We start from the raw sequence: 21338 nt of genomic DNA on the forward strand, positions 1-21338 counted from the left end.
ACAGGGGGGTGGGCCTTCGTCCCGGCGAAGGCTCACCCCTGCTCCCCGTTGGCGCCGCGGCTACTCGGCGCCGACCACCTTGAAGTCCTGGTCCACGAACACGTGGTGCGGCCAGTTGACGCCGATGTTGTGGACCTCGTACTCGCCGTCGCTCAGCTTCACCACACGGTCGACGACGCCTCCCGGGTAGGCGGCCAGCGCGGCTTCCGTGGCCTTGTCGGCCTCCGTTCCGCCGACGACCGTCCCCGACCCCTCGCTGTAGTTCGCCGGGATCTGGCCGACCTGTTTCGACTCGGACGACGCGCCTTGCTGGAAGGGGACCACTCCGGCCGCCGAGGCGGTCGCGGATCCGCCGTCGCCGTTCGGCTGCACGGTGACCTGGGCGGCCGTGATGGTCGTCGAGTCGGTCGTCCCCAGTACGAGGACGCTCGCGCCCGCTGTGACGGCACTTGCCGAGGCCGAGGTCGTCCCGTTGAGGTAGGTCGTGGAGGACGCCTCGTCGACGGTCACCTTCTGACCCGTCGCCGTCGTCATGGTGAAGCCCGACGCGGACACCGTGTCGACCGTGCCGGTCGCTCCTCCCTCGGCCGGTCCGGACCGGGCGTTGGAGTCGCCGCCACCGGTCTCGGGACTGCCGGTGGAGCCGCTGCCCGTCGCCGCGGGCGACGAGGCCGTCGCTGAAGGGGATGCGGTGGTCGCCGAGGTGGAGGAGCAGCCGGCGGAGAGTCCGATCACCGCGCACAGCAGCGCCGCGGCCGCGATCCGTCCCCTTCTCGAGTTCGGCGGCAATCGCCGTACCCCTGGCCGGCGGCTCGACTCCAGCGGCTCGCGGGAGCTTGTCGGGTCGTGATCGCTCATGGCGCACACCTTTCCCACTCAGGCAGCTGTGCCGAGAGTGCCATCCGTCCGTGTGAGGTCCATGTACGCGGCCTGTGATCCTGCTGTGGTGCCCCGACGGGCGTCAGGACCGCCGGGCCGGTCGGTGCGGCCGGCGGAAAATGCCTGAGTACGCCCGAGGTGTTCGCTGTACGTTGTGCAGGCGCGCCGAAGAAGGGGCGTTGCGCACGCGGGGCTGACCGCGGCGCGGCGTACGCATCGCTACGAGGTCGAGGAAGGGCCGGGAGCCGTGATCACCGAGGCGCGCTCACCCATCACCGCGGTTCATCCAGGCCGACATGTGTGCGCGCAATGTCCGCCGTAATGCCCACCGTGATGTCCGCCTGAAAAGTTTCCGCAGCTCAGAAGACGTTTAGAGGCAACCCACCGTGTTCCTGACGATCAGTGCCACCGGCACCCCAGAGCGCCCCGCGACCGACCTCGGTTTCCTGCTGCACAAGCATCCCGACAACGCGCAGACGTTCTCGACCTCCTACGGCACGGCGCATGTCCTCTACCCCGAGGCGTCCGTCGAGCGGTGCACGGCCGCGCTGCTCCTCGAGGTCGACGCGGTCGCGCTGGTCCGGCGCGGCAAGGGAAAGGGCCGTGGCGGAGCACCCGACGCCGCGCTCGCGCAGTACGTCAACGACCGCCCGTACGCGGCCTCCTCGCTCCTCGCCGTGGCGCTGAGCGCGGTGTTCACCAGCGCCATGAAGGGCCAGTGCAACGCCCGGCCCGAGCTGCCCGCGCGGCCTCTCCCGCTCCGCGTCGAGGTGCCCGCACTGCCCGCCCGGGGCGGCGCGGACCTCGTACGTGCCCTGTTCGAGCCGCTGGGATGGACGGTGACGGTCGAGGCCGTGGCGCTGGACGCGGAGTTCCCCGAGTGGGGCGACTCGCGGTACGTGCGCCTCGTACTGGAGTCGGAGCGGCTGACCCTGTCCGAAGCCCTGCGTCACCTCTACGTCCTCCTCCCGGTGCTCGACGACGCCAAGCACTACTGGGTCTCGTCCGACGAGGTCGACAAACTGCTGCGGGCGGGCGACGGCTGGCTGCCGGACCACCCGGAGCAGAAGCTGATCACCAGCCGGTATCTGTCCCGCCGTTGGTCGCTGACGCGTGAGGCGATGGAGCGGCTGGAGCTCGTACGGCTCGCCGAGGCCGACGACAGCGCGGTCGAGGAGATCGACAACGCGGTGGGCGAGGAGACGGAGGCCGACTCGGAAGCCGCTGCGGAACCGGAGGAGAAGTCCGTGTCCCTCGCCGTGCAGCGGCGGGACGCGATCCTTGCCGCACTGCACGCCTCCGGCGCGGCGCGGGTGCTCGATCTCGGCTGCGGACAGGGCCAGTTGGTGCAGGCGCTGCTCAAGGACACGCGGTTCACCGAGATCGTCGGTGTCGACGTGTCGATGCGCGCGCTCACCGTCGCCTCGCGGCGGCTCAAGCTGGACCGCATGGGAGAGCGGCAGGCCGAACGCGTCAAGCTCTTCCAGGGCTCGCTCGCGTACACCGACAACAGGCTCAAGGGGTACGACGCCGCCGTGCTCAGCGAGGTCGTCGAGCACCTCGACCTGCCCCGGCTGCCCGCCCTGGAGTACGCGGTGTTCGGCTCCGCACGCCCCAGGACCGTGCTCGTGACCACGCCGAACGTCGAGTACAACGTCCGCTGGGAGACCCTCCCGGCCGGACACTCCAGGCACGGCGACCACCGCTTCGAGTGGACGCGGGAGGAGTTCCAGGCGTGGGCGGAGCGAGTCGCCGGGCGGCATGGATACGACGTGGAGTTCGTGCCCGTCGGACCCGATGACCCCGAGGTGGGGCCACCCACACAGATGGCTGTGTTCACCATGACCACGAAGGAGGAGAAGGCAGCATGACCGACACCGAGGGGCGCACCCTGCCCGTGACCGACCTCTCCCTCGTGGTGCTGATCGGCGCGTCCGGCTCGGGCAAGTCCACCTTCGCCCGAAGGCACTTCAAGCCGACCGAGATCATCTCCAGCGACTTCTGCCGCGGCCTGGTCGCCGACGACGAGAACGACCAGAGCGCCAGCGGCGACGCCTTCGACGTGCTCCACTACATCGCGGGCAAGCGGCTCGCGGCGGGACGCCGCACGGTCGTCGACGCGACGAACGTGCAGCAGGAGAGCCGCAAGCAGCTCATCGAACTCGCCAGGCAGTACGACGTGCTGCCCATCGCCATCGTGCTCGACGTGCCCGAGGAGGTCTGCGCCGAGCGCAACGCCGCACGCGTCGACCGCGCCGACATGCCGCGCCGCGTCATCCAGCGCCACACCCGCGAACTCCGCCGTTCCCTGCGGCACTTGGAGCGCGAGGGGTTCAGGAAGGTGCACGTCCTGCGGGGTGTCGAGGAGGCCGAGAGCGCCGAGATCCGCACCGAGAAGCGGTACAACGACCTCACCCACCTCACCGGCCCCTTCGACATCATCGGCGACATCCACGGCTGCGCCTCGGAGTTGGAGACGCTGCTCGGCAAGCTCGGCTACGTCGACGGAGTGCACGCGGAGGGCCGTACGGCCGTCTTCGTCGGCGACCTCGTCGACCGCGGCCCGGACACCCCCGGCGTACTGCGCCGAGTGATGTCCATGGTCGGATCCGGCAACGCCCTGTGCGTGCCCGGAAACCACGAGAACAAGCTCGGCCGCCACCTCAAGGGCCGCAAGGTCCAGCACACGCACGGACTCACCGAGACCATCGAGCAGTTGGAGGGGGAGAGCGGCGAATTCATCGCGGGTGTACGGGAGTTCGTCGACGGACTCGTCAGCCACTACGTCCTGGACGGCGGGCGCCTCGTCGTCTGCCACGCGGGTCTGCCCGAGAAGTACCACGGCCGTACGTCGGGCCGGGTGCGCTCGCATGCGCTGTACGGGGACACCACCGGCGAGACCGACGAGTTCGGGCTGCCGGTGCGGTACCCGTGGGCGGAGGACTACCGGGGGAGGGCGGCCGTGGTGTACGGCCACACCCCTGTCCCCACCGCCACCTGGCTGAACAACACCATCTGCCTCGACACCGGTGCCGTCTTCGGCGGCAAGCTCACCGCGCTGCGCTGGCCGGAGCGCGAGCTCGTCGACGTACCGGCCGAGCGGGTCTGGTACGAGCCGGCGAAGCCGCTCGCCTCGGAGGCGCCCGGCGGACACGAGGGGCGGCCGCTCGCCCTCACGGACGTGCACGGCCGGCGGGTCGTCGAGACACGGCACGCGGGCCGGGTGTCCGTCCGCGAGGAGAACGCGGCCGCGGCCCTGGAGGTCATGAGCCGCTTCGCCGTGGACCCGCGGCTGCTGCCGTACCTGCCGCCGACGATGGCTCCGACGGCGACCTCGCACATCGAGGGCTACTTGGAGCACCCGGCCGAGGCCTTCGCCCAGTACAAGGACGACGGGGTCGCGCGGGTCGTGTGCGAGGAGAAGCACATGGGCTCGCGGGCGGTGGCGCTGGTGTGCCGGGACGCGGAGGCCGCGCGCGAGCGGTTCGGAGTGGAGGGGCCCACGGGTGCGTTGTACACGCGTACCGGTCGCCCCTTCTTCGACTCCGCCGAGGTGACGGAGGAGATCCTCGGGCGGGTACGGGCCGCCGTGAGTGCCGCGGGCCTGTGGGCGGAGCTCGGGACCGACTGGGTGCTGCTCGACGCCGAGTTGATGCCGTGGTCGCTGAAGGCGTCGGGGCTGCTGCGGACGCAGTACGCCGCGGTGGGCGCCGCCGCCGGGGCCGTGTTCCCGGGTGTGCTCGCCGCGCTCGAAGGTGCCGTGGGGCGCGGTGTCGACCTGCGGGACCTGCTGGCCAAGCAGCGCGAACGGGCCGCCGACGCGGCGGCGTTCACCGATGCCTACCGGCGGTACTGCTGGACCACGGACGGACTGGAGGGCGTGCGGCTCGCTCCCTTCCAGATCCTCGCCGTCCAGGGGCGCAGCCTGGCCGCCCTCCCGCACGACGAGCAGCTCGGTCTCATCGACCGGCTCGTCGAGCACGACGGGACCGGCCTGCTGCAGACGACCCGGCGGTTGTTCGTGGACACCGGGGACCCGGAGTCCGTACAGGCCGGTGTCGACTGGTGGCTGGAGATGACCGGGCGCGGCGGCGAGGGCATGGTCGTCAAGCCGGTCGGTGCGGTGGTGCGTTCCGCGTCCGGGCGGTTGGTGCAGCCCGGCATCAAGTGCCGGGGGCGGGAGTACCTGCGGATCATCTACGGGCCCGAGTACACCCGTCCGGAGAACCTCGCCCGCCTGCGCGGCCGCTTCCTGAACCACAAGCGGTCGCTCGCGATCCGCGAGTACGCGCTGGGGCTGGAGGCCCTGGACCGGCTCGCGGAGGGCGAGCCGCTGTGGCGGGTGCACGAGGCGGTGTTCGGGGTGCTGGCGCTGGAGTCGGAGCCGGTGGACCCGAGGCTGTAGGTTTTTCGCCCCCTCCGCCCCTACCCGTCCCGTACCTGGGGGCTGCGCCCCCAGACCCCCGCTGTCGGCCTGGACGGCCTCGTCCTCAAACGCCGGACGGGCTGAAGGTGTTCAGCCCCTCCGGCGTTTGAGGAGCGGGGGTTTGGGGGCGGAGCCCCCAAGTGACGGGAATGGGTAGGGGCGGAGGGGGCGAAAAACCTCACCCCACCAACCGCAACCGCACCCCCGCCACCCCCACCCGCACCGTCTGCCCCCACACCAACTCCACCGCATCCCCCTCCATCCCGTCCCCGAAGGCGATGAGCCGATCCGACTCCACGGTGAGCCGGAGCCCCGCCCCCACGGCGAGTTGCCCCGCCACCAGCGAGGTCCCGGTGGCGGGCGACGGCCACGCCTCCCGTACGAACCACAGCAGCTGCGGCTCAGTGGGGCCGGGCAGCACCATCCCCCCACCCCGCTCCTGCCACACGGACCGCAGCCACCCACTGGCCCCGGTCCCCGTCCCCACAAGCACGCCGGAGGAGGCTTGGGGCTCGACGACACCCCTGTCGTCGTCGAGCCCCAGCCGGTACCGGACGGTCTGGTGCCCCGCAGCCCCGAGGTAGATCTCGTTGAGCGCCAGCAACCGCTGCGTGTCGTCCGCGACGGCCTCGACCATGGTGAGTTCGTCGGCCACCCCGCCCCGGGCCACCGCCGAGGCGATCAACGCACCCGCGTCGTCGGCCCGGTGCCGCACGAGCACCCCGGGATTGCGCCCGGGATCGGTGTCGATCCCCACAACGGGCTGCCCCGCCAGGTACTTGGCGACGTTGGCGACGAGACCGTCCTGCCCGACGACGACCACGACGTCCTCGGGGGCGAAGAGGAACCGGTCCAAGTCGGCCCGCTCGACCCGGGCTTGACGCCATGTCAGGGGAATGGCGGAGGCGACGTCGGCCAACGCCCGCCGCGTCCGGCGGAACCGCTCCGCCACCTCCTCGATGTCCCGCCCCCGGGAGGAGAGGAAGAAGGCGGCCTGCCCGTGCGTGCCGTGCCGGGCCACCAACTCCTCGTACTCCGTGGTGCGATGGACCAGCACGACCCGCGGTGCGAGACTCACGCCGGTTCCCCGGAGGCCCCGTTGCTCAGCTTGGCGAGCAGCCCCGTCAGGACGTCCGGCGACACCGTGACGCTGTCGATGCGGGGCAGGTTCTCCGCGAGCCGGGTGCCCGTCAGGGCGTGCAGGGTCGCCACGTCCACGTCTCCGTGGACCTGCAGCCAGGCGGCCTGGGCCGCGGCCCGCGCCTCGCCGACCTCGCGCGCGGCCTCCGCCTCGGCCTTGGCGAGCCGCACCACACGGGTGCCCTCCGCCTCCGCGAGGCGGACCGTGCGCGCCGCCTCCGCCGTGGCGCGCACCGCGTCCGCCGCCGCGTGCTCCTCCGCCTCGCGCCGCGCATTCGTACCGCGCTGATCGACCAACTGCTCCTCGCGCCGGGCGAGTTCGATCTGGCTCGCGAGTTCGTTCTCGGCGATGGCGCGCTCCCGCTCGACCGCGACGGCACGGCGTTCGTACGTCGCCTTGTCCGCGTCCTGCTGGATCTGCTCACGGGCGGGAGTGCGCAGCGCCCGCTCCACCTCGGGCTCGGGGCGCAGCGCGACGACCCGTACGGCCACGATCTCGATCCCCGTCGCGGGCAGCCGGGGTTCCGCGGCGAGCCCGCCCGCGATCCGTTCCCGTACCGCCGCGACACCGTCCATCAAGGCGGCGGCCAGCGACGTACGGGCCAGGACGTCCAGCGCGTGCTGCTGCGCGGTCTCCGTCAGCAGCGACCCCAGCTGTTCGAGAGGAGCACCGCGCCAGGCGCCCGTGTCGGGGTCGATGGAGAAGTCCAGGCGGGCGGCCGCGATCGCCGGGTCGCTGACGCGGTAGGTGACGGTCGCCTGCACCGCGACGTCCTGGAAGTCGGACGTACGGGCGTGGAAGGTCATCGCCAACTCCCGGTCGTCGACCGGCACTTCGGAGAGCGCGGCGGTCAGGGAGCGGTACCAGAAGCTGAGCCCGGGACCGTCGTGCACCAGAGCGCCCGACCGGTGGTGCCGGACATGGGCGGTCGGCGCTCCCCGCAGATGGCGCCAGCCGAGACGCCGGGTGATGTCGGCCATGGGTACCCCCTCGTCGCTGAGCGGCCCGATAGCACCTCAGCGACCCTCGTCCGTCATTTTCGTCAACACGACGATAATGGAGAGGGCCGCTTATCGTCAAGAGGACGAGATCAAACGGAGCGGGTCGGCCCGATCGGTGGGTGAACAGGCGTCCGGATGGTCAGGATGGAGGCATGGGATTCCACGTCGACTCCGAGGCCGGGCGGCTGCGCCGCGTCATCCTGCACCGGCCTGATCTAGAGCTCAAAAGGCTCACCCCCAGCAACAAGGACGCTCTGCTCTTCGACGACGTGCTGTGGGTGCGCCGGGCCCGCGCGGAGCACGACGGGTTCGCGGACGTCCTGCGCGACCGCGGCGTCACCGTCCACCTCTTCGGTGATCTGCTCACGGAGGCCCTGGAGATCCCGGCGGCCAGATCGCTCGTCCTGGACCGGGTCTTCGACGAGAAGGAGTACGGGCCGCTCGCCACCGACCACCTGAGGGCCTCCTTCGAAACCCTGCCCGCCCCCGAGCTGGCGGCCGCACTGGTCGGCGGTATGACCAAGCGCGAGTACCTGGACGCCCACATGGAACCGACCTCGGTGCGCTTCCATGTCATGGACCTCGACGACTTCCTGCTCGGCCCGCTGCCCAACCACCTCTTCACCCGGGACACCTCCGCCTGGATCTACGACGGGGTCTCCATCAACGCCATGCGCTGGCCGGCCCGGCAGCGCGAGACCGTGCACTTCGAGGCGATCTACCGGCACCATCCGCTCTTCCGTGACGAGAGCTTCAATCTCTGGTCGCGGGGGCAGGCGGACTACCCCTCCACGATCGAGGGCGGCGACGTGCTCGTCATCGGCAACGGCGCCGTGCTCATCGGCATGAGCGAGCGGACGACCCCGCAGGCCGTCGAGATGCTCGCGCACAAGCTCTTCGCCGCCGGGTCCGCGCGCACCATCGTGGCGCTCGACATGCCCAAGCGGCGGGCCTTCATGCACCTCGACACCGTGATGACCATGGTCGACGGCGACATCTTCACGCAGTACGCCGGGCTCGGCATGCTCCGCTCGTACACCATCGAACCGGGCGTGGGGGACAAGGAGCTGAAGGTCACCGACCACCCCCCGGAGCACATGCACCGCGCGATCGCCGCGGCCCTCGGCCTGAACGAGATCCGTGTGCTGACCGCCACGCAGGATGTGCACGCGGCCGAGCGTGAGCAGTGGGACGACGGCTGCAACGTCCTCGCGGTCGAACCGGGCGTGGTGGTCGCGTACGAGCGGAACGCGACCACCAACACCCATCTGCGCAAACAGGGCATCGAAGTGATCGAGATCCCGGGGAGCGAGCTGGGGCGGGGGAGGGGCGGGCCGCGCTGCATGAGCTGTCCGGTCGAACGCACGGCCGTATAGACATGCTGAGCGTCGTATAGAATTCCAAAGGTCCGTGTCCCGTAACCGTTGGAGCGCCCCCATGGCGACAGTCCCGACCGCCCTCGCCGGCCGCCACTTCCTCAAGGAGCTGGACTTCACCGGGGACGAGTTCCGCGGTCTGATCGAGCTGGCCGCCGAGCTGAAGGCGGCCAAGAAGGCAGGGGCCGAGCCCCAGCACCTGCGGGGCAGGAACATCGCGCTGATCTTCGAGAAGACCTCGACGCGTACGCGCTGCGCGTTCGAGGTCGCGGCGGCGGACCAGGGTGCCTCGACGACGTATCTCGACCCGTCCGGTTCGCAGATAGGTCACAAGGAGTCGGTGAAGGACACCGCACGGGTGCTCGGCCGGATGTTCGACGCGATCGAGTACCGGGGGGACAGCCAGGCGGCGGTCGAGGAGCTGGCCGCGTACGCCGGTGTGCCCGTCTACAACGGTCTGACCGACGACTGGCACCCCACTCAGATGCTCGCCGACGTGCTCACGATGACGGAGCACAGCGACAAGCCGCTCGGTGAGATCGCCTTCGCCTATCTCGGCGACGCCCGCTTCAACATGGGCAACTCGTATCTGATCACCGGCGCGCTGCTCGGCATGGACGTCCGTATCGTCGCCCCGCAGGCGTACTGGCCCACCGACGAGATCGTCGCCCGGGCCCGCAAGCTGGCCGAGGGCAGCGGCGGCCGCGTCACGCTCACCGAGAGTGTTTCCGAGGGCGTCCAGGGCGCCGACTTCGTCGCCACCGACGTCTGGGTCTCCATGGGGGAGCCGAAGGACGTGTGGGACGAGCGGATCGGCGCGCTCTCCCCGTACGCCGTGACGATGGACGTCCTGCGCGCCACCGGCAACCCGGACGTGAAGTTCCTGCACTGCCTCCCCGCCTTCCACGACCTGGGCACCAAGGTCGGCAGGGAGATCTACGAGACCCATGGCCTGGATTCGCTGGAGGTCACCGACGAGGTCTTCGAGTCGGCGCACTCGGTCGTCTTCGACGAGGCGGAGAACCGGCTGCACACGATCAAGGCGATCCTGGTCGCGACGCTGGCCTGACCGGCGAGGGTCGGCCGCCGGGGGTTACACCGGTCGTCGCTGCTGCGGTACTACCGGCAGTCTGAACCAGACCGCCTTGCCGGAGCCCGTGGGGCGGTGGCCGCAGGACGAGCTGAGGGTGCGGATCAGGAGGAGGCCGCGGCCGTGCTCCTGCCAGGGGTCGGGCTCGCAGGCCGGGTCGGGGACCGTGAGATCGCCCGGCGGTGCCGGGTCCGGATCGTGCACCTCGACCTGGCAGCCGGTCGGCAGCAGCTCGACGACCAGCTCTATGGGGCCGTCCCCAGCGGTGTGCTCCACGGCGTTGGCGACCAGCTCCGCGGTGAGCAGCTCAGCGGTGTCGCTGTCCGCCGCGTGCTCCAGCTCGGCCAGCGCCGTACGGACCAGCGCGCGGGCGACGGGCACGGCTGCGGCGGTGTGCGGCAGCGCGATGCGCCAGGAGGCAGGGGCGGGGGTGTCGGGCAAGGAGGGTCCGTTCATGTAGCAGGCTGTCCTGCTTTCAACTATAGAAATGGTACGACTCGACCGGACAGAGGCGCTCGGCGGGCGTATTCCGGGACTTTTGGCCCGGCATCAGGCTGTGTACCCAGGTGAACGGTCCGCCTCCCGCGCGTGCTCCCACCGTTACGGGGCTATAGACGATCCGTGACTCAGTGACGGGCCCCCGGGCTCTGTACGGGGGCGAACGCACGAAAGCCCCCGAGCCCCCCTCGTATCCGAGGGCTGGGGGCTCGGGGGCGTCCGACCGGGTGCTACGCGGAGAGGTCGGCCATTCCCGCCGTCAGGGTCGAGCCGTCCGCCGGGTCGATCAGGAGGAACGCGCCGGTGCGGCGGACGTCGGCGTAGTCGTCGAGCGCGAGCGGCTCGGCGGTGCGCAGGGTGATCCGGCCGAGGTCGTTCGCGGTCAGCTCGGCCGCGTCGCCCAGATCCTTGACGATCGCCTTCACGGTCCGCGTCGTGTGCCTGACGAGGACGCGGTCACCGACGCGCAGCGCCCGGTCGGCCAGATGGCAGACGGCCGCCCGGACGTCCTGGGTGAGCGTGGGCACGTCCGCTCCCGCCGTGATCATGTCGCCACGCGAGATGTCGCGCTGGTCGGCCAGGCGCAGGGTCAGTGACTGGGGCGCGTACGCGACGTCCGCGTCCCTGCCGAGCACGTCGATGCCGACGATCTCGGAGCTCTCGCCGGACGGGTGGACCGTCACGCGGTCACCGACCCGCAGGGTGCCGGACACCAGCTGGCCCGCGTAGTGGCGGACTTCGTCGTGCCTGATCACGTACTGCACCGGGAAGCGCGCCGGAGCGGACGGGAGGTCGGAGCCGACCGGCACCGTCTCCAGGAACTCCAGGAGCGCCGGACCCTCGTACCAGTCCATGTGCGCCGAACGCTCCACCACGTTGTCGCCGCAGAGCGCGGAGACCGGGATCGGCGTGAACCCGGGGAGGCCCAGCTCGGCGGCGTGGCCCGCGAAGTCCTCGACGATGCGGTCGAAGTCCTTCTCCTCGTATCCGACGAGGTCCATCTTGTTGACGGCGAGGACGACGTGCGGGACGCGCAGGAGTGCTGCGACGGCGGCGTGCCGGCGGGTCTGCTCGACCACGCCGTGGCGCGCGTCGATGAGGATGATCGCCAGCTCGGCGGTGGAGGCGCCGGTGACCATGTTCCGCGTGTACTGCACGTGCCCGGGGGTGTCGGCCAGGATGAACCGGCGGCGGGGTGTGGCGAAGTAGCGGTAGGCGACGTCGATGGTGATGCCCTGCTCGCGTTCGGCGCGCAGGCCGTCGGTGAGGAGGGCGAGGTCGGGGGCGTCCTGGCCGCGGCTCTGGGAGACGCGTTCGACGGCCTCCAGCTGGTCGGTCAGGACCGACTTGGAGTCGTGCAGCAGGCGTCCGACGAGGGTGGACTTGCCGTCGTCGACGGAACCGGCTGTCGCGAAGCGCAGCGTGTCGATGGTGGTGGGTGCGCCAACCATGGCGGTGGTGGTGCTGGTCATGGTTAGAAGTACCCCTCGCGCTTGCGGTCTTCCATCGCGGCCTCGGACATTTTGTCGTCGGCGCGGGTGGCGCCGCGTTCGGTGAGGCGGGAGGCGGCGATCTCGGTGATGACGGCTTCGAGTGTGGTGGCGTCGGAGTCGACGGCGCCGGTGCAGGACATGTCGCCGACGGTGCGGTAGCGGACCTGTCGCTTCTCGACGGTCTCGCCGTCCTTGGGGCCGCCCCACTCTCCCGCGGTGAGCCACATGTTGGACCGCTTGAAGACCTCACGCTCGTGGGCGAAGTAGATCTCGGGCAGCTCGATCCCTTCGCGGGCGATGTACTGCCAGACGTCGAGTTCGGTCCAGTTGGAGAGAGGGAAGACGCGGACGTGTTCCCCGGGTGCGTGGCGGCCGTTGTAGAGCTGCCAGAGTTCGGGGCGCTGGCGGCGGGGGTCCCACTGGGAGAACTCGTCGCGGAGGGAGAAGACGCGTTCCTTGGCACGGGCTTTTTCCTCGTCGCGGCGTCCGCCGCCGAAGACGGCGTCGAAGCGTTCGGACTGGATCTTCTCCGTCAAGGGGACGGTCTGGAGGGGGTTGCGGGTGCCGTCGGGGCGTTCGCGGAGCAGGCCGCGGTCGATGTAGTCCTGGACGGAGGCGACGTGGAGGCGAAGGCCGTGTTCGGCGACGACGCGGTCGCGGTATTCCAGGACTTCGGGGAAGTTGTGTCCGGTGTCGACGTGCAGGAGCGTGAAGGGGATCGCGGCGGGTGCGAAGGCCTTGAGGGCGAGGTGCAGCATGACGATGGAGTCCTTGCCGCCGGAGAAGAGGATCACCGGCCGCTCGAACTCACCCGCCACCTCGCGGAAGATGTGCACCGCCTCGGACTCCAGAGCGTCCAGATGCGAGAGCGTGAAGGACCGCTCAGCCGTTGCCGAGGTCACAGGATCCCCCTCGCCGCGAGCACCGCGTGCACCGAGGCCGCGGACTCCTCCGGGGTCTGCAGGTGCGTCTCCAGCGTGAGCGCCGGGTCTATCGGCGGCTCGTAGGGATCGTCGATGCCGGTCAGGCCGGTGAGCCGGCCCGCGGCCTGCTGGGCGTACAGCCCCTTCACATCGCGCTCGCTGCACACCTCGACCGGGGTGGCGACATGCACCTCGACGTACGGCGTCCCGCTCGCCTCGTGCCGCTTGCGGACGGCCTCGCGGCTGTCGGCGTACGGCGCGATGACGGGGACCACGGCGAGCACGCCGTTGCGCGCGAGCACCTCGGCGACCAGGCCGATGCGCTGGACGTTCGTGTTGCGGTCCTCGCGGGAGAAGCCGAGGCCTGCGGAGAGGAAACGGCGCACCTCGTCACCGTCGAGAACCTCCACGCGGTGCCCCTCGGCCTTCAGGCGGTTGCCCAGAATGCCGGCGATGGTGGTCTTGCCGGCACTCGGCAGGCCCGTGAGCCAGACGGTGGCTCCCTGAGCCCTTGCCGTGTTGGTCATACGTGCAGTCCTCTTCCTGTCCTGGCGTCGTGCGGCTCACGACGCTAGGTAAGGAACATGAGAAGAGGTAAGGAAGAGGCTGAGGGTTGTCTTAGTGACTGATGTTGTAACTGAGATCACATGCCACAGGCGTCCCTGCGTACCGAAGTTGACGCTTATGCCGCTTTCCGGCATGCGGGAGCCGGCGCCTAGACCCGCCCGGGTACGTCGGCGAAAACCGCCCCCGCGTCCCGCAACCGCTCGTGCAGCGCCCGGAAGACGGCGGCCGAGCGCGCGCCGGGCCAGTCCTGCGGAAGCAGGGCGGTAGGCAGCCCAGGGTCCGTGTACGGGAGGTGGCGCCAGGAGTCCAGGGCGAGCAGATAGTCGCGGTACGCCGCCTCCGGCGGGGTGTCCGCGCGCCGCTCCCAGTCGTGCAGCACGTGCGCGTGCTCGTCGAGGAACTCCTCGTGCTGCTTGGCGATCGAGGTGAGGTCCCACCAGCGCGCCACCGCGTCCGCCGTCGCGGCGAAGCCCAGATGCTCCCCGCGGAAGAGCTCCACGTACGGGTCGAGCCGCAGCCGCTCCAGCGTGTGCCGCGCCTCTTCGTGGAGCCGGGCCGGGGCGAGCCACACCCCGGGGGCCGCCGTTCCGAAACCCAGACCTGCGAGCCGCGAGCGCAGCACATGTCGTTTCTGCCGTTCGGACTCCGGAACGGAGAAGACGGCGAGTACCCAGCCGTCGTCCTTGGGAGGCTCCGTCGCGTACACCCGCCGGTCGCCGTCGTCGAGCAGTTGCCGCGCGTCGGGCGACAGCGCGTACCCGGCCGCGCCCGCCGCCGTACGCACCGGTTCCAGCAGGCCGCGACGTTTGAGCCGCGAGACGGACGACCGTACGGAGGGCGCGTCCACGCCGACCGCGGCGAGGAGCCGGATCAACTCGGACACCGGCACCGGGCCGGGCATGAAGCGGCCGTACGCGCCGTAGAACGTGACGATGAGGGACCGTGGTGCGTGCTGCTCTGACACGTTGATCACTCTAGTCCGCGAAGATCACTTGGGATCGCCGCAGGTGGATCCGGTCGAGCTCGACGGGCTCACCGTGCAGGCGCCGGACCCGGCCGGCGGAGAACGGGATCAGGCCGCGACGGCCAGCTGCTCGACGAACACCCGGCGGGGAGCGACCACGCTGCCGTCGGGGTGCAGTTCGCCGGTGTCGTCGAAGACGATCGCGCCGTTGCACAGGAGGTTCCAGCCCTGCTCGGGGTGGGCCGCCACGATGTGCGGGGCGTTGCTGTCCGCGGAAGCGGAAGGGGACGAAGACTGGTGTGAACACATGGCGCACCTCCACGTCGTATGCGATGAGTGCCGACGGCGTCGTCGCCGTCCTCGCATACATAGACCATGCGCGCGCGGCGAACTCATCGGAACAGCGGGCCGTGAAGCGTGACAACACGCGGACAACACTTGGACGTCCCCAAGACGGACGGTGCGGATCCGCCACCAAAGGAGTGATGATCAGGGCCCTCGGGGTGCCGGACGCCGGCTTCCGGGGCGTGGACCGGTACCTGTGGAGCGCCCTTTTCCAGGCCCCTTTTTCAGGCCCCGTTCCAGGAGGTATCCCCATGTCCGTGCGCCAGGTCCTCGGCGCGGCAACCGCCGCCGCGCTGCTCCTGCTCGCCGCCCCGTCCGCCGTTGCGCAGTCCGGACCGTACGACCAGCTGACCGTCGACCCCACCGGTCGGGTCGCGGCCGACGGAACCATCACCCTCTCCGGCACCTACCGCTGCCTGAGCAGTTCCGGCCCCGTGTTCGTGTCCTCCTCGGTCTCGCAGGGCGACCCCCGGGTGCGCCAGGGCATCGGCGGCACCTCGGCGGTCTGCGACGGCGCGGTGCACAACTGGACCAACTCGGAGAAGCGCACGCCCGGCACCCTCACTCCGGGCGCCGCCCACGTCGAGGCCACCCTGATGGAACTGAGCCCCGGCCCGGGCGGCCTGCCGCTGCCGAACTTCCACGCGAGGCAGGAGCAGGACATCACGCTCACCGAGAGCTGAGCAGGGTCCAGCTGCCGCGACCGGCGAGCAGTGCGGCGAGGTCGCCCCTGCCGTGCTGCTCGATGGCCGTCCACGCCGCCGAAGTGACGCGAATTCAGATGCCCAGGCGCGCGGCGATCCCGTCGAGGACCGAATCGAGGCCGGTCTCGAACTGCCACTCCAGGTCGTCCTTGCGGGTCGCCTCCCGGAGATAGCGCTCGTACGTCGGGTAGCGGCCGGTGCCCATCAGCCACGTCATGCGCGGTGCCAGACCGGTGCGCGCCTCGTTCGTGCTGGACCAGCCCTGCTCCCGCAGCAGTTCGCTGAGGCCGATCTCGAAGCCCACGGCGCCCTGCACATAGGAGTCGACCGTGCGGCAGACCGCCATCATCGTGTCGGCGTCCAGGCCGAGCCCGTCGAGCGCGGACAGGGCCCGTTCGGGTACGGCCAGTTGGTTCGGGGTCAGCGTGACCACCGCCGTGCGGGTCACCCAGGGATGCCCGAGGAGCATGGTCCTGGTGCGCAGGGCGAGCCCCCGCATGACCTCCCGCCAGTCCTTGGCCTCCTCGGGCAGCGCCAGCTCGCCGTAGACGTGGTCGACCATCAGCTCGAGCAGCTCGTCCTTGCCGGACACATAGCGGTACGCCGCCATCGGTGCGACCCCCAGATCGGCCGCGAGGCGCCGCATGGTGACGGCGTCGAGGCCTTCCGTGTCTGCGATCGCCACAGCGGCCGCGGCGATGCGCTGCGGGGTGAGCGTGGAGCGAGGCGCGGGCGCCGGGCGGTCGAGGCGCTCCCACAGGGAGGCGCTCTCCCTGGGTCCGGACGGCTCCGGCGTCACCTGCTTCTCCTCTTTCCTCCGAGCGGGCATGGGCGGGGCTCCTTCCGGTGCCGGGTTTGTGTACAACGTACCAGCAGTGGACAACGTACACACTGCTGTGTACGTTGTATCTCCAATGATACGCCGTACACTTCCAGGAGTTCCGCATGAGTGACCTGAACGACAGCCCTCTGCAGGTGGCGGCCCTCGTCGGCAGCACCAGGAACGGACGCTTCGGGCCGGTGGTGGCCGACTGGCTGCAGGACCGGATCGCCCAGCGCAAGGACATGGAAGTCGATCTCGTTGACCTGGTCGAGACGCCCCTGCCGACCGTCATGCCGTCCTTCGGGCAGCAACTGCCGGACGAGGACCTGTCGTTGCTCGGTGCGGTCGCCCCGCGCCTGGAGGCCGCCGACGCCTTCGTCATCATCACCCCGGAGTACAACCACAGTTATCCGGCGGCCCTGAAGAACGCGATCGACTGGCACAACACGCAGTGGCACGCCAAGCCCGTCGCCTTCGTCTCCTACGGCGGCATCTCGGGAGGCCTGCGCGCGGTCGAGCAACTACGGCTCGTCCTCGCCGAGTTGCACGCCACGACGATCCGCAACACGGTCAGCTTCCACAACTACGGAGACAAGTTCGGCCCGGACGGCAAGCCCCTCGACCCGGAGTGCGACGGCGCGGCCAAGGTCCTGCTCGACCAACTGGCCTGGTGGGGAAAGGCACTTCGGGACGCCCGCGCCGCCCGCCCGTACGCCGGCTGAAGCGAGCACAGCCATGACCGGCGACACGGCGCTCACGCAGCCCCCTTCGAAGCTGCCTCACCTCGGCCTCTTCGGGCTCATGCTCGGCATCTTCCTGGGCACCCTCGACGGACAGATCGTCGGCATCGCCCTGCCGACCATCGTCGGCGACCTCGGCGGCCTGGACCACTACACCTGGTCCGTCACGTCGTACATGCTCACCATGGCCGCCGCCACCCCGATCTGGGGCAAACTCGGCGACCTCAAGGGCCGCAAGGGCGCCTACATGTGGTCCGTGCTGCTCTTCCTGGTCGGCACCGTCCTGTGCGGACTCGCCCAGGACATGGCACAGCTCATCGCCTTCCGCGCCGTCCAGGGCCTGGGCGCCGGCGGACTCATGGTCGGCGCGCTGTCGGTCATCGGCGTACTGGTCCCCGCGCACGAGCGCGGCCGCGTCCAGTCGATGGTCGGCGTGATGCTGCCGGTCGCCTTCGTCGGCGGACCGCTGCTCGGCGGCTTCATCACCGAAGTCCTCGACTGGCGCTGGGTGTTCTACGTCAACGTGCCCTTCGGCATGGTCGCGCTGTTCGCGGTCGCCAAGGGCGTACGGCTGCCGAAGGAGCGCACCGGCGGACGGATCGATTATCCCGGCACGGCGCTGCTGACCACCGCGATCCTGGCGCTCACCCTGCTGGCCGGCTGGGCAGGCGCCCGCTACGGCTGGGGATCGGCGCAGACCGTGCTGCTCGCCTTGGTCGCCGCCGCGGCCCTCGCCGGATTCGTCCGGGTGGAACAGCGTGCGGCGGAACCCGTCATCCCGCCGCGGCTGTTCCGCAGCCGTGACTTCGCCCTGGCCCAGGCACTCAGCTTCCTGGCCGGTGCCGTACTGATCTCGGTGATCAACTACCTTCCCCAGTACATGCAGTTCGTGCAGGGCTCCACCGCCACCGTCAGCGGCATGCAGATCCTGCCCCTGATGACGGGCATGCTGGCGGCGCAGCTGACCACCGGGCGGCTGATGGACCGGGGCGGCCTGGACCGGGTCGTCCCGATCACCGGCGGGGCCGTCACGGTCACCGGCGCGCTGCTGCTGCTCCTGCTCGACACGGACACCCCGGTGTTCGCGGCCTCGGCCCTCACCCTGGTCCTCGGCATCGGCGTCGGCATGCTGATGCAGAGCACGCTGCTCACCACGATGAACACGGCACCCCCGCGCGACATGGGCGCCGCCACCGGGACGGTCACGCTGCTGCGCATCATCGGCGGCTCGCTCGGTGTCGCCGCGCTCGGCGCCGTGCACCTCGGGCGGATGACGGGCGAACTCACCGACCGGCTCGGCGAGCGCACCGCCGAACAACTCACCTCCGGCGGCGAGTTGACCCCGTCCTCGGTCGACGGGATGCCCGCGCGACTGCGCGGTGCCTTCCAGGAGGCCTTCACCAGCGGTCTGCACGGCGTCCTCATCGGCACCGCCCTGCTCTCCGCCGCCGCCTTCGCCCTCGCCTGGTTCGTCCGAGGGACTCCTGCCGCCAAGTCGCCAGGACTGGCGGGGAGTTCAGAGCATGTCCAGATCCCCGCGACGTCCGCGGACTGACTCCTCATCGTCCTGATCCCGTAAGACACCGGCGCCCCGCGCCCCGACCGAAAGCAGACCCTTCTGATGCCGACCACCCCCGCCGAGCGCGCCAGGGAAGTCCTGCTGCGCCCCTTCTCCCTGGGCGGCCTCACCCTCCCCAACCGGATCGTGATGGCGCCGATGACCCGGGAGTTCTCACCCGGCGGCGTGCCGGGCGACGACGTGGCGGCGTACTACGCGCGGCGCGCGTCGGGCGGCGCCGGTCTGGTCATCACCGAGGGGACGTACGTCGGCCATGACTCGGCGGGCTCAAGCGACCGCGTCCCCCGTATGCACGGCGAACAGGCCCTGGCCGGCTGGGCCGGGGTGACGGAGGCGGTGCACGGCGCGGGCGGGAGGATCCTGTCGCAGCTGTGGCACCTGGGCCTGGACCGGAAGGCCGGATCCCCTCCGGTGCCCGAGGCCCCGAGCATCGGCCCCTCCGGCATCGGGGTCGACGGCACGCCGACGGGCCGGGCCATGACGCGGGCAGACATCGACGAAGTCGTCACCGCCTACGCCGAATCCGCCGCGGCCGCCGAGCGGACCGGCTTCGACGGCATCGAGGTGCACGCGGCCCACGGCTATCTGATCGACCAGTTCCTCTGGGAGCGGACCAACCGCCGTACCGACGCGTACGGCGGTGACCTCGGCGCCCGTGCCCGCTTCGCCGCCGAGATCGTCGCCGCCTGCCGTGCGGCGGTCGCCCCGGACTTTCCCATCACCTTCCGGTTCTCGCAGTGGAAGGTGGGCGCCTACCAGGCCAGGCTCGCCCGGTCGCCGCAGGAACTCGAAACCCTGCTCGCCCCGCTGTCGGACGCGGGGGTGGACGCCTTCCACTGCTCGACCCGGCGTTTTCACCTGCCCGAGTTCGAGGGATCCGAGCTCAACCTCGCGGGCTGGACGAAGAAGGTCTCGGGCAGGCCCACGATCAGCGTCGGATCGGTGGGCCTCGACAACGAGTTCATCGACGTGTTCCAGGGGAAGCCGGGTTCGGTCACCGGCATCGACGCGCTGCTCGACCGGATGGAGCGCGACGAGTTCGACCTGGTGGCCATCGGACGCGCCCTGCTGGGCGACCCCGAGTGGATCACGAAGATCCTGGACGGCCGGACCGAGGAGCTCCAGCCCTTCCACGTGGGACTCCTCGGCACCCTCCACTGAACCCGCCCAGGACGGCCACCCTGCTCAGATGTCCCGGAACGTCTCGATCTGCGCCCCGATCGAGTTGAGCCGCTCGGCCAGGTCCTCGTAGCCGCGGTTGATGACGTACACGTTCCGCAGGACGGAGGTGCCGTCGGCCGCCATCATGGCGAGGAGGACGACCACGGCGGGGCGCAGCGCGGGCGGGCACATCATCTCGGCGGCGCGCCAGCGGGTCGGGCCCTCGACCAGGACCCGGTGCGGGTCGAGGAGTTGGAGCCGGCCGCCGAGGCGGTTCAGGTCCGTGAGGTAGATCGCGCGGTTGTCGTAGACCCAGTCGTGGATCAGCGTCTTGCCCTGCGCGGAGGCCGCGATGGCCGCGAAGAACGGGACGTTGTCGATGTTCAGGCCGGGGAACGGCATCGGGTGGATCTTGTCGATCGGCGCCTCCAGCTTGGAGGGCCGGACGGTGAGGTCGATCAGGCGCGTACGGCCGTTGTCCGCGAAGTACTCGGCCGTACGGTCGTGATCGAGGCCCATCTCCTCCAGGACCGCGAGCTCGATCTCCAGGAACTCGATCGGCACCCGGCACACCGTCAGCTCGGACTCGGTGACGACCGCGGCGGCGAGCAGGCTCATCGCCTCGACCGGGTCCTCGGAGGGCGAGTAGTCCACGTCGACGTCGATGTTCGGCACGCCGTGCACGGTGAGCGTCGTGGTGCCGATGCCCTCGACCCGTACGCCCAGGGCCTCCAGGAAGAAGCACAGGTCCTGGACCATGTAGTTGGAGGAGGCGTTGCGGATGACGGTCACGCCGTCGTGGCGGGCGGCGGCGAGCAGCGCGTTCTCGGTCACCGTGTCGCCGCGCTCGGTCAGCACGATCGGGCGGCCGGGGGAGACCGAGCGGTCCACCTGCGCGTGGTAGATCCCCTCGGTCGCCGCGATGTCGAGCCCGAAGCGGCGCAGCGCGATCATGTGCGGCTCGATCGTCCGCGTCCCCAGGTCGCAACCGCCCGCGTACGGCAGCTTGAAGCGGTCCATGCGGTGCAGCAGCGGCCCGAGGAACATGATGATGGACCGCGTACGGACGGCGGCCTCGGCGTCGATCGACTCCATGTCCAGCTCGGACGGGGGCACGATCTCCAGGTCGACGCCGTCGTTGATCCAGCGGGTGCGGACGCCGATCGAACCGAGTACCTCCAGAAGGCGGTACACCTCTTCGATGCGGGCGACCCGGCGCAGCACCGTGCGCCCCTTGTTGAGCAGCGTCGCGCACAGCAGCGCAACACACGCGTTCTTACTGGTCTTGACGTCGATCGAACCGGACAGACGACGTCCGCCGACCACGCGCAGATGCATCGGACCCGCATAGCCCAGAGAGACGATCTCACTGTCCAGGGCTTCACCGATTCGGGCGATCATCTCAAGGCTGATGTTTTGGTTGCCGCGTTCGATGCGATTGACGGCACTCTGACTGGTGCCGAGCGCCTCGGCAAGTTGCGACTGTGTCCAGCCCCGGTGCTGCCGGGCGTCACGGATGAGCTTGCCGATGCGTACGAGGTAGTCGTCTGCCATGGCGCGACCGTATATCTCCTGTGAGATAAAGAGAAACGGAGCGCGCCCATCCGGGTGTCGGCCTCATCGCGGGC

General features: G+C 70.3%; 19 protein-coding genes. 8 read left to right on the forward strand and 11 right to left on the reverse strand.

Annotated features, from left to right (window positions below):
- Nucleotides 1-60 precede the first annotated feature (60 nt).
- The gene (locus tag OG219_RS36190; protein WP_266833730.1) at nucleotides 61-858 is read right to left on the reverse strand and encodes a hypothetical protein; all 798 of its coding nucleotides are present in this window, start codon (nucleotides 856-858) and stop codon (nucleotides 61-63) included.
- 407 nt (nucleotides 859-1265) lie between these two features.
- Between OG219_RS36190 and OG219_RS36195 the strand changes: the two genes are divergently transcribed.
- Both OG219_RS36195 and OG219_RS36200 read left to right on the forward strand, forming a co-directional pair.
- Nucleotides 1266-2750: a 3' terminal RNA ribose 2'-O-methyltransferase Hen1 gene (locus tag OG219_RS36195; protein ID WP_266833732.1), complete on the forward strand. Its 1485-nt coding sequence runs from the start codon at nucleotides 1266-1268 to the stop codon at nucleotides 2748-2750.
- A complete protein-coding gene (locus OG219_RS36200; protein ID WP_266833734.1) occupies nucleotides 2747-5284 on the forward strand; it encodes a polynucleotide kinase-phosphatase in 2538 nt (845 codons plus the stop codon). Before OG219_RS36195 ends, OG219_RS36200 begins: the two co-directional genes overlap by 4 nt.
- 199 nt (nucleotides 5285-5483) lie before the next feature.
- Here the strand turns inward: OG219_RS36200 and OG219_RS36205 are convergent, their stop codons facing one another.
- Together OG219_RS36205 and OG219_RS36210 are read right to left on the reverse strand one after the other, a co-directional pair.
- The gene (locus OG219_RS36205; RefSeq protein WP_266833736.1) at nucleotides 5484-6383 is read right to left on the reverse strand and encodes a hypothetical protein; all 900 of its coding nucleotides are present in this window, start codon (nucleotides 6381-6383) and stop codon (nucleotides 5484-5486) included.
- A complete protein-coding gene (locus tag OG219_RS36210; RefSeq protein WP_266833738.1) occupies nucleotides 6380-7426 on the reverse strand; it encodes an SPFH domain-containing protein in 1047 nt (348 codons plus the stop codon). The genes OG219_RS36205 and OG219_RS36210 overlap by 4 nt, the downstream gene beginning before the upstream one ends.
- 173 nt (nucleotides 7427-7599) lie before the next feature.
- Between OG219_RS36210 and OG219_RS36215 the strand changes: the two genes are divergently transcribed.
- Both OG219_RS36215 and argF read left to right on the forward strand, forming a co-directional pair.
- Nucleotides 7600-8823 (forward strand): arginine deiminase, encoded by a 1224-nt coding sequence (locus OG219_RS36215; protein ID WP_266833740.1) that lies wholly within the window; start codon nucleotides 7600-7602, stop codon nucleotides 8821-8823.
- 61 nt (nucleotides 8824-8884) lie between these two features.
- A complete protein-coding gene (gene argF, locus OG219_RS36220; protein WP_266833742.1) occupies nucleotides 8885-9892 on the forward strand; it encodes an ornithine carbamoyltransferase in 1008 nt (335 codons plus the stop codon).
- 24 nt (nucleotides 9893-9916) lie between these two features.
- Here the strand turns inward: argF and OG219_RS36225 are convergent, their stop codons facing one another.
- From OG219_RS36225 to OG219_RS36250, 6 genes are all read right to left on the reverse strand, one after another.
- A complete protein-coding gene (locus OG219_RS36225; protein WP_266833744.1) occupies nucleotides 9917-10369 on the reverse strand; it encodes an ATP-binding protein in 453 nt (150 codons plus the stop codon).
- Between the two features lie 272 nt (nucleotides 10370-10641).
- Nucleotides 10642-11883, reverse strand: a complete 1242-nt coding sequence (locus tag OG219_RS36230; RefSeq protein ID WP_266833746.1) for a sulfate adenylyltransferase subunit 1 — start codon at nucleotides 11881-11883, stop codon at nucleotides 10642-10644.
- 2 nt (nucleotides 11884-11885) lie between these two features.
- On the reverse strand, nucleotides 11886-12806 hold the full coding sequence (gene cysD / locus OG219_RS36235; RefSeq protein ID WP_266833748.1) for a sulfate adenylyltransferase subunit CysD: 921 nt from the start codon (nucleotides 12804-12806) through the stop codon (nucleotides 11886-11888).
- Nucleotides 12803-13354, reverse strand: a complete 552-nt coding sequence (gene cysC / locus OG219_RS36240) for an adenylyl-sulfate kinase (RefSeq protein ID WP_266833750.1) — start codon at nucleotides 13352-13354, stop codon at nucleotides 12803-12805. The genes cysD and cysC overlap by 4 nt, the downstream gene beginning before the upstream one ends.
- Before the next feature lie 188 nt (nucleotides 13355-13542).
- Nucleotides 13543-14367, reverse strand: a complete 825-nt coding sequence (locus OG219_RS36245) for a PaaX family transcriptional regulator C-terminal domain-containing protein (RefSeq protein WP_266833752.1) — start codon at nucleotides 14365-14367, stop codon at nucleotides 13543-13545.
- Nucleotides 14368-14466: 99 nt separating this feature from the next.
- Entirely contained in the window at nucleotides 14467-14667 is a 201-nt protein-coding gene (locus tag OG219_RS36250) for a DUF5999 family protein (RefSeq protein WP_266833754.1), read from the reverse strand.
- Between the two features lie 287 nt (nucleotides 14668-14954).
- Here OG219_RS36250 and OG219_RS36255 point away from each other — a divergent pair, with 287 nt between their 5' ends.
- The gene (locus OG219_RS36255) at nucleotides 14955-15386 is read left to right on the forward strand and encodes a DUF6299 family protein (protein WP_266833756.1); all 432 of its coding nucleotides are present in this window, start codon (nucleotides 14955-14957) and stop codon (nucleotides 15384-15386) included.
- Between the two features lie 94 nt (nucleotides 15387-15480).
- Here the strand turns inward: OG219_RS36255 and OG219_RS36260 are convergent, their stop codons facing one another.
- Entirely contained in the window at nucleotides 15481-16236 is a 756-nt protein-coding gene (locus OG219_RS36260; RefSeq protein WP_266833758.1) for a TetR/AcrR family transcriptional regulator, read from the reverse strand.
- Nucleotides 16237-16352: 116 nt separating this feature from the next.
- On the opposite strand from OG219_RS36260, the gene OG219_RS36265 reads away from it, so the two are divergent.
- From OG219_RS36265 to OG219_RS36275, 3 genes are all read left to right on the forward strand, one after another.
- Complete coding sequence (locus OG219_RS36265) at nucleotides 16353-16952, forward strand: NADPH-dependent FMN reductase (protein WP_266833760.1); 600 nt, start codon at nucleotides 16353-16355, stop codon at nucleotides 16950-16952.
- A 13-nt stretch (nucleotides 16953-16965) separates the two neighbouring features.
- The gene (locus OG219_RS36270; protein ID WP_266833762.1) at nucleotides 16966-18525 is read left to right on the forward strand and encodes an MDR family MFS transporter; all 1560 of its coding nucleotides are present in this window, start codon (nucleotides 16966-16968) and stop codon (nucleotides 18523-18525) included.
- A gap of 66 nt (nucleotides 18526-18591) precedes the next feature.
- Nucleotides 18592-19710, forward strand: coding sequence for an NADH:flavin oxidoreductase (locus tag OG219_RS36275; RefSeq protein WP_266833763.1), 1119 nt, complete (start codon nucleotides 18592-18594; stop codon nucleotides 19708-19710).
- 24 nt (nucleotides 19711-19734) lie between these two features.
- On the opposite strand, the gene OG219_RS36280 is transcribed toward OG219_RS36275, so the two are convergent.
- The gene (locus OG219_RS36280; RefSeq protein WP_266833765.1) at nucleotides 19735-21264 is read right to left on the reverse strand and encodes a UDP-N-acetylglucosamine 1-carboxyvinyltransferase; all 1530 of its coding nucleotides are present in this window, start codon (nucleotides 21262-21264) and stop codon (nucleotides 19735-19737) included.
- Nucleotides 21265-21338: the final 74 nt, after the last annotated feature.

Source organism: Streptomyces sp. NBC_00038 (assembly GCF_026343635.1).
Classification (GTDB): Bacteria; Actinomycetota; Actinomycetes; order Streptomycetales; family Streptomycetaceae; genus Streptomyces.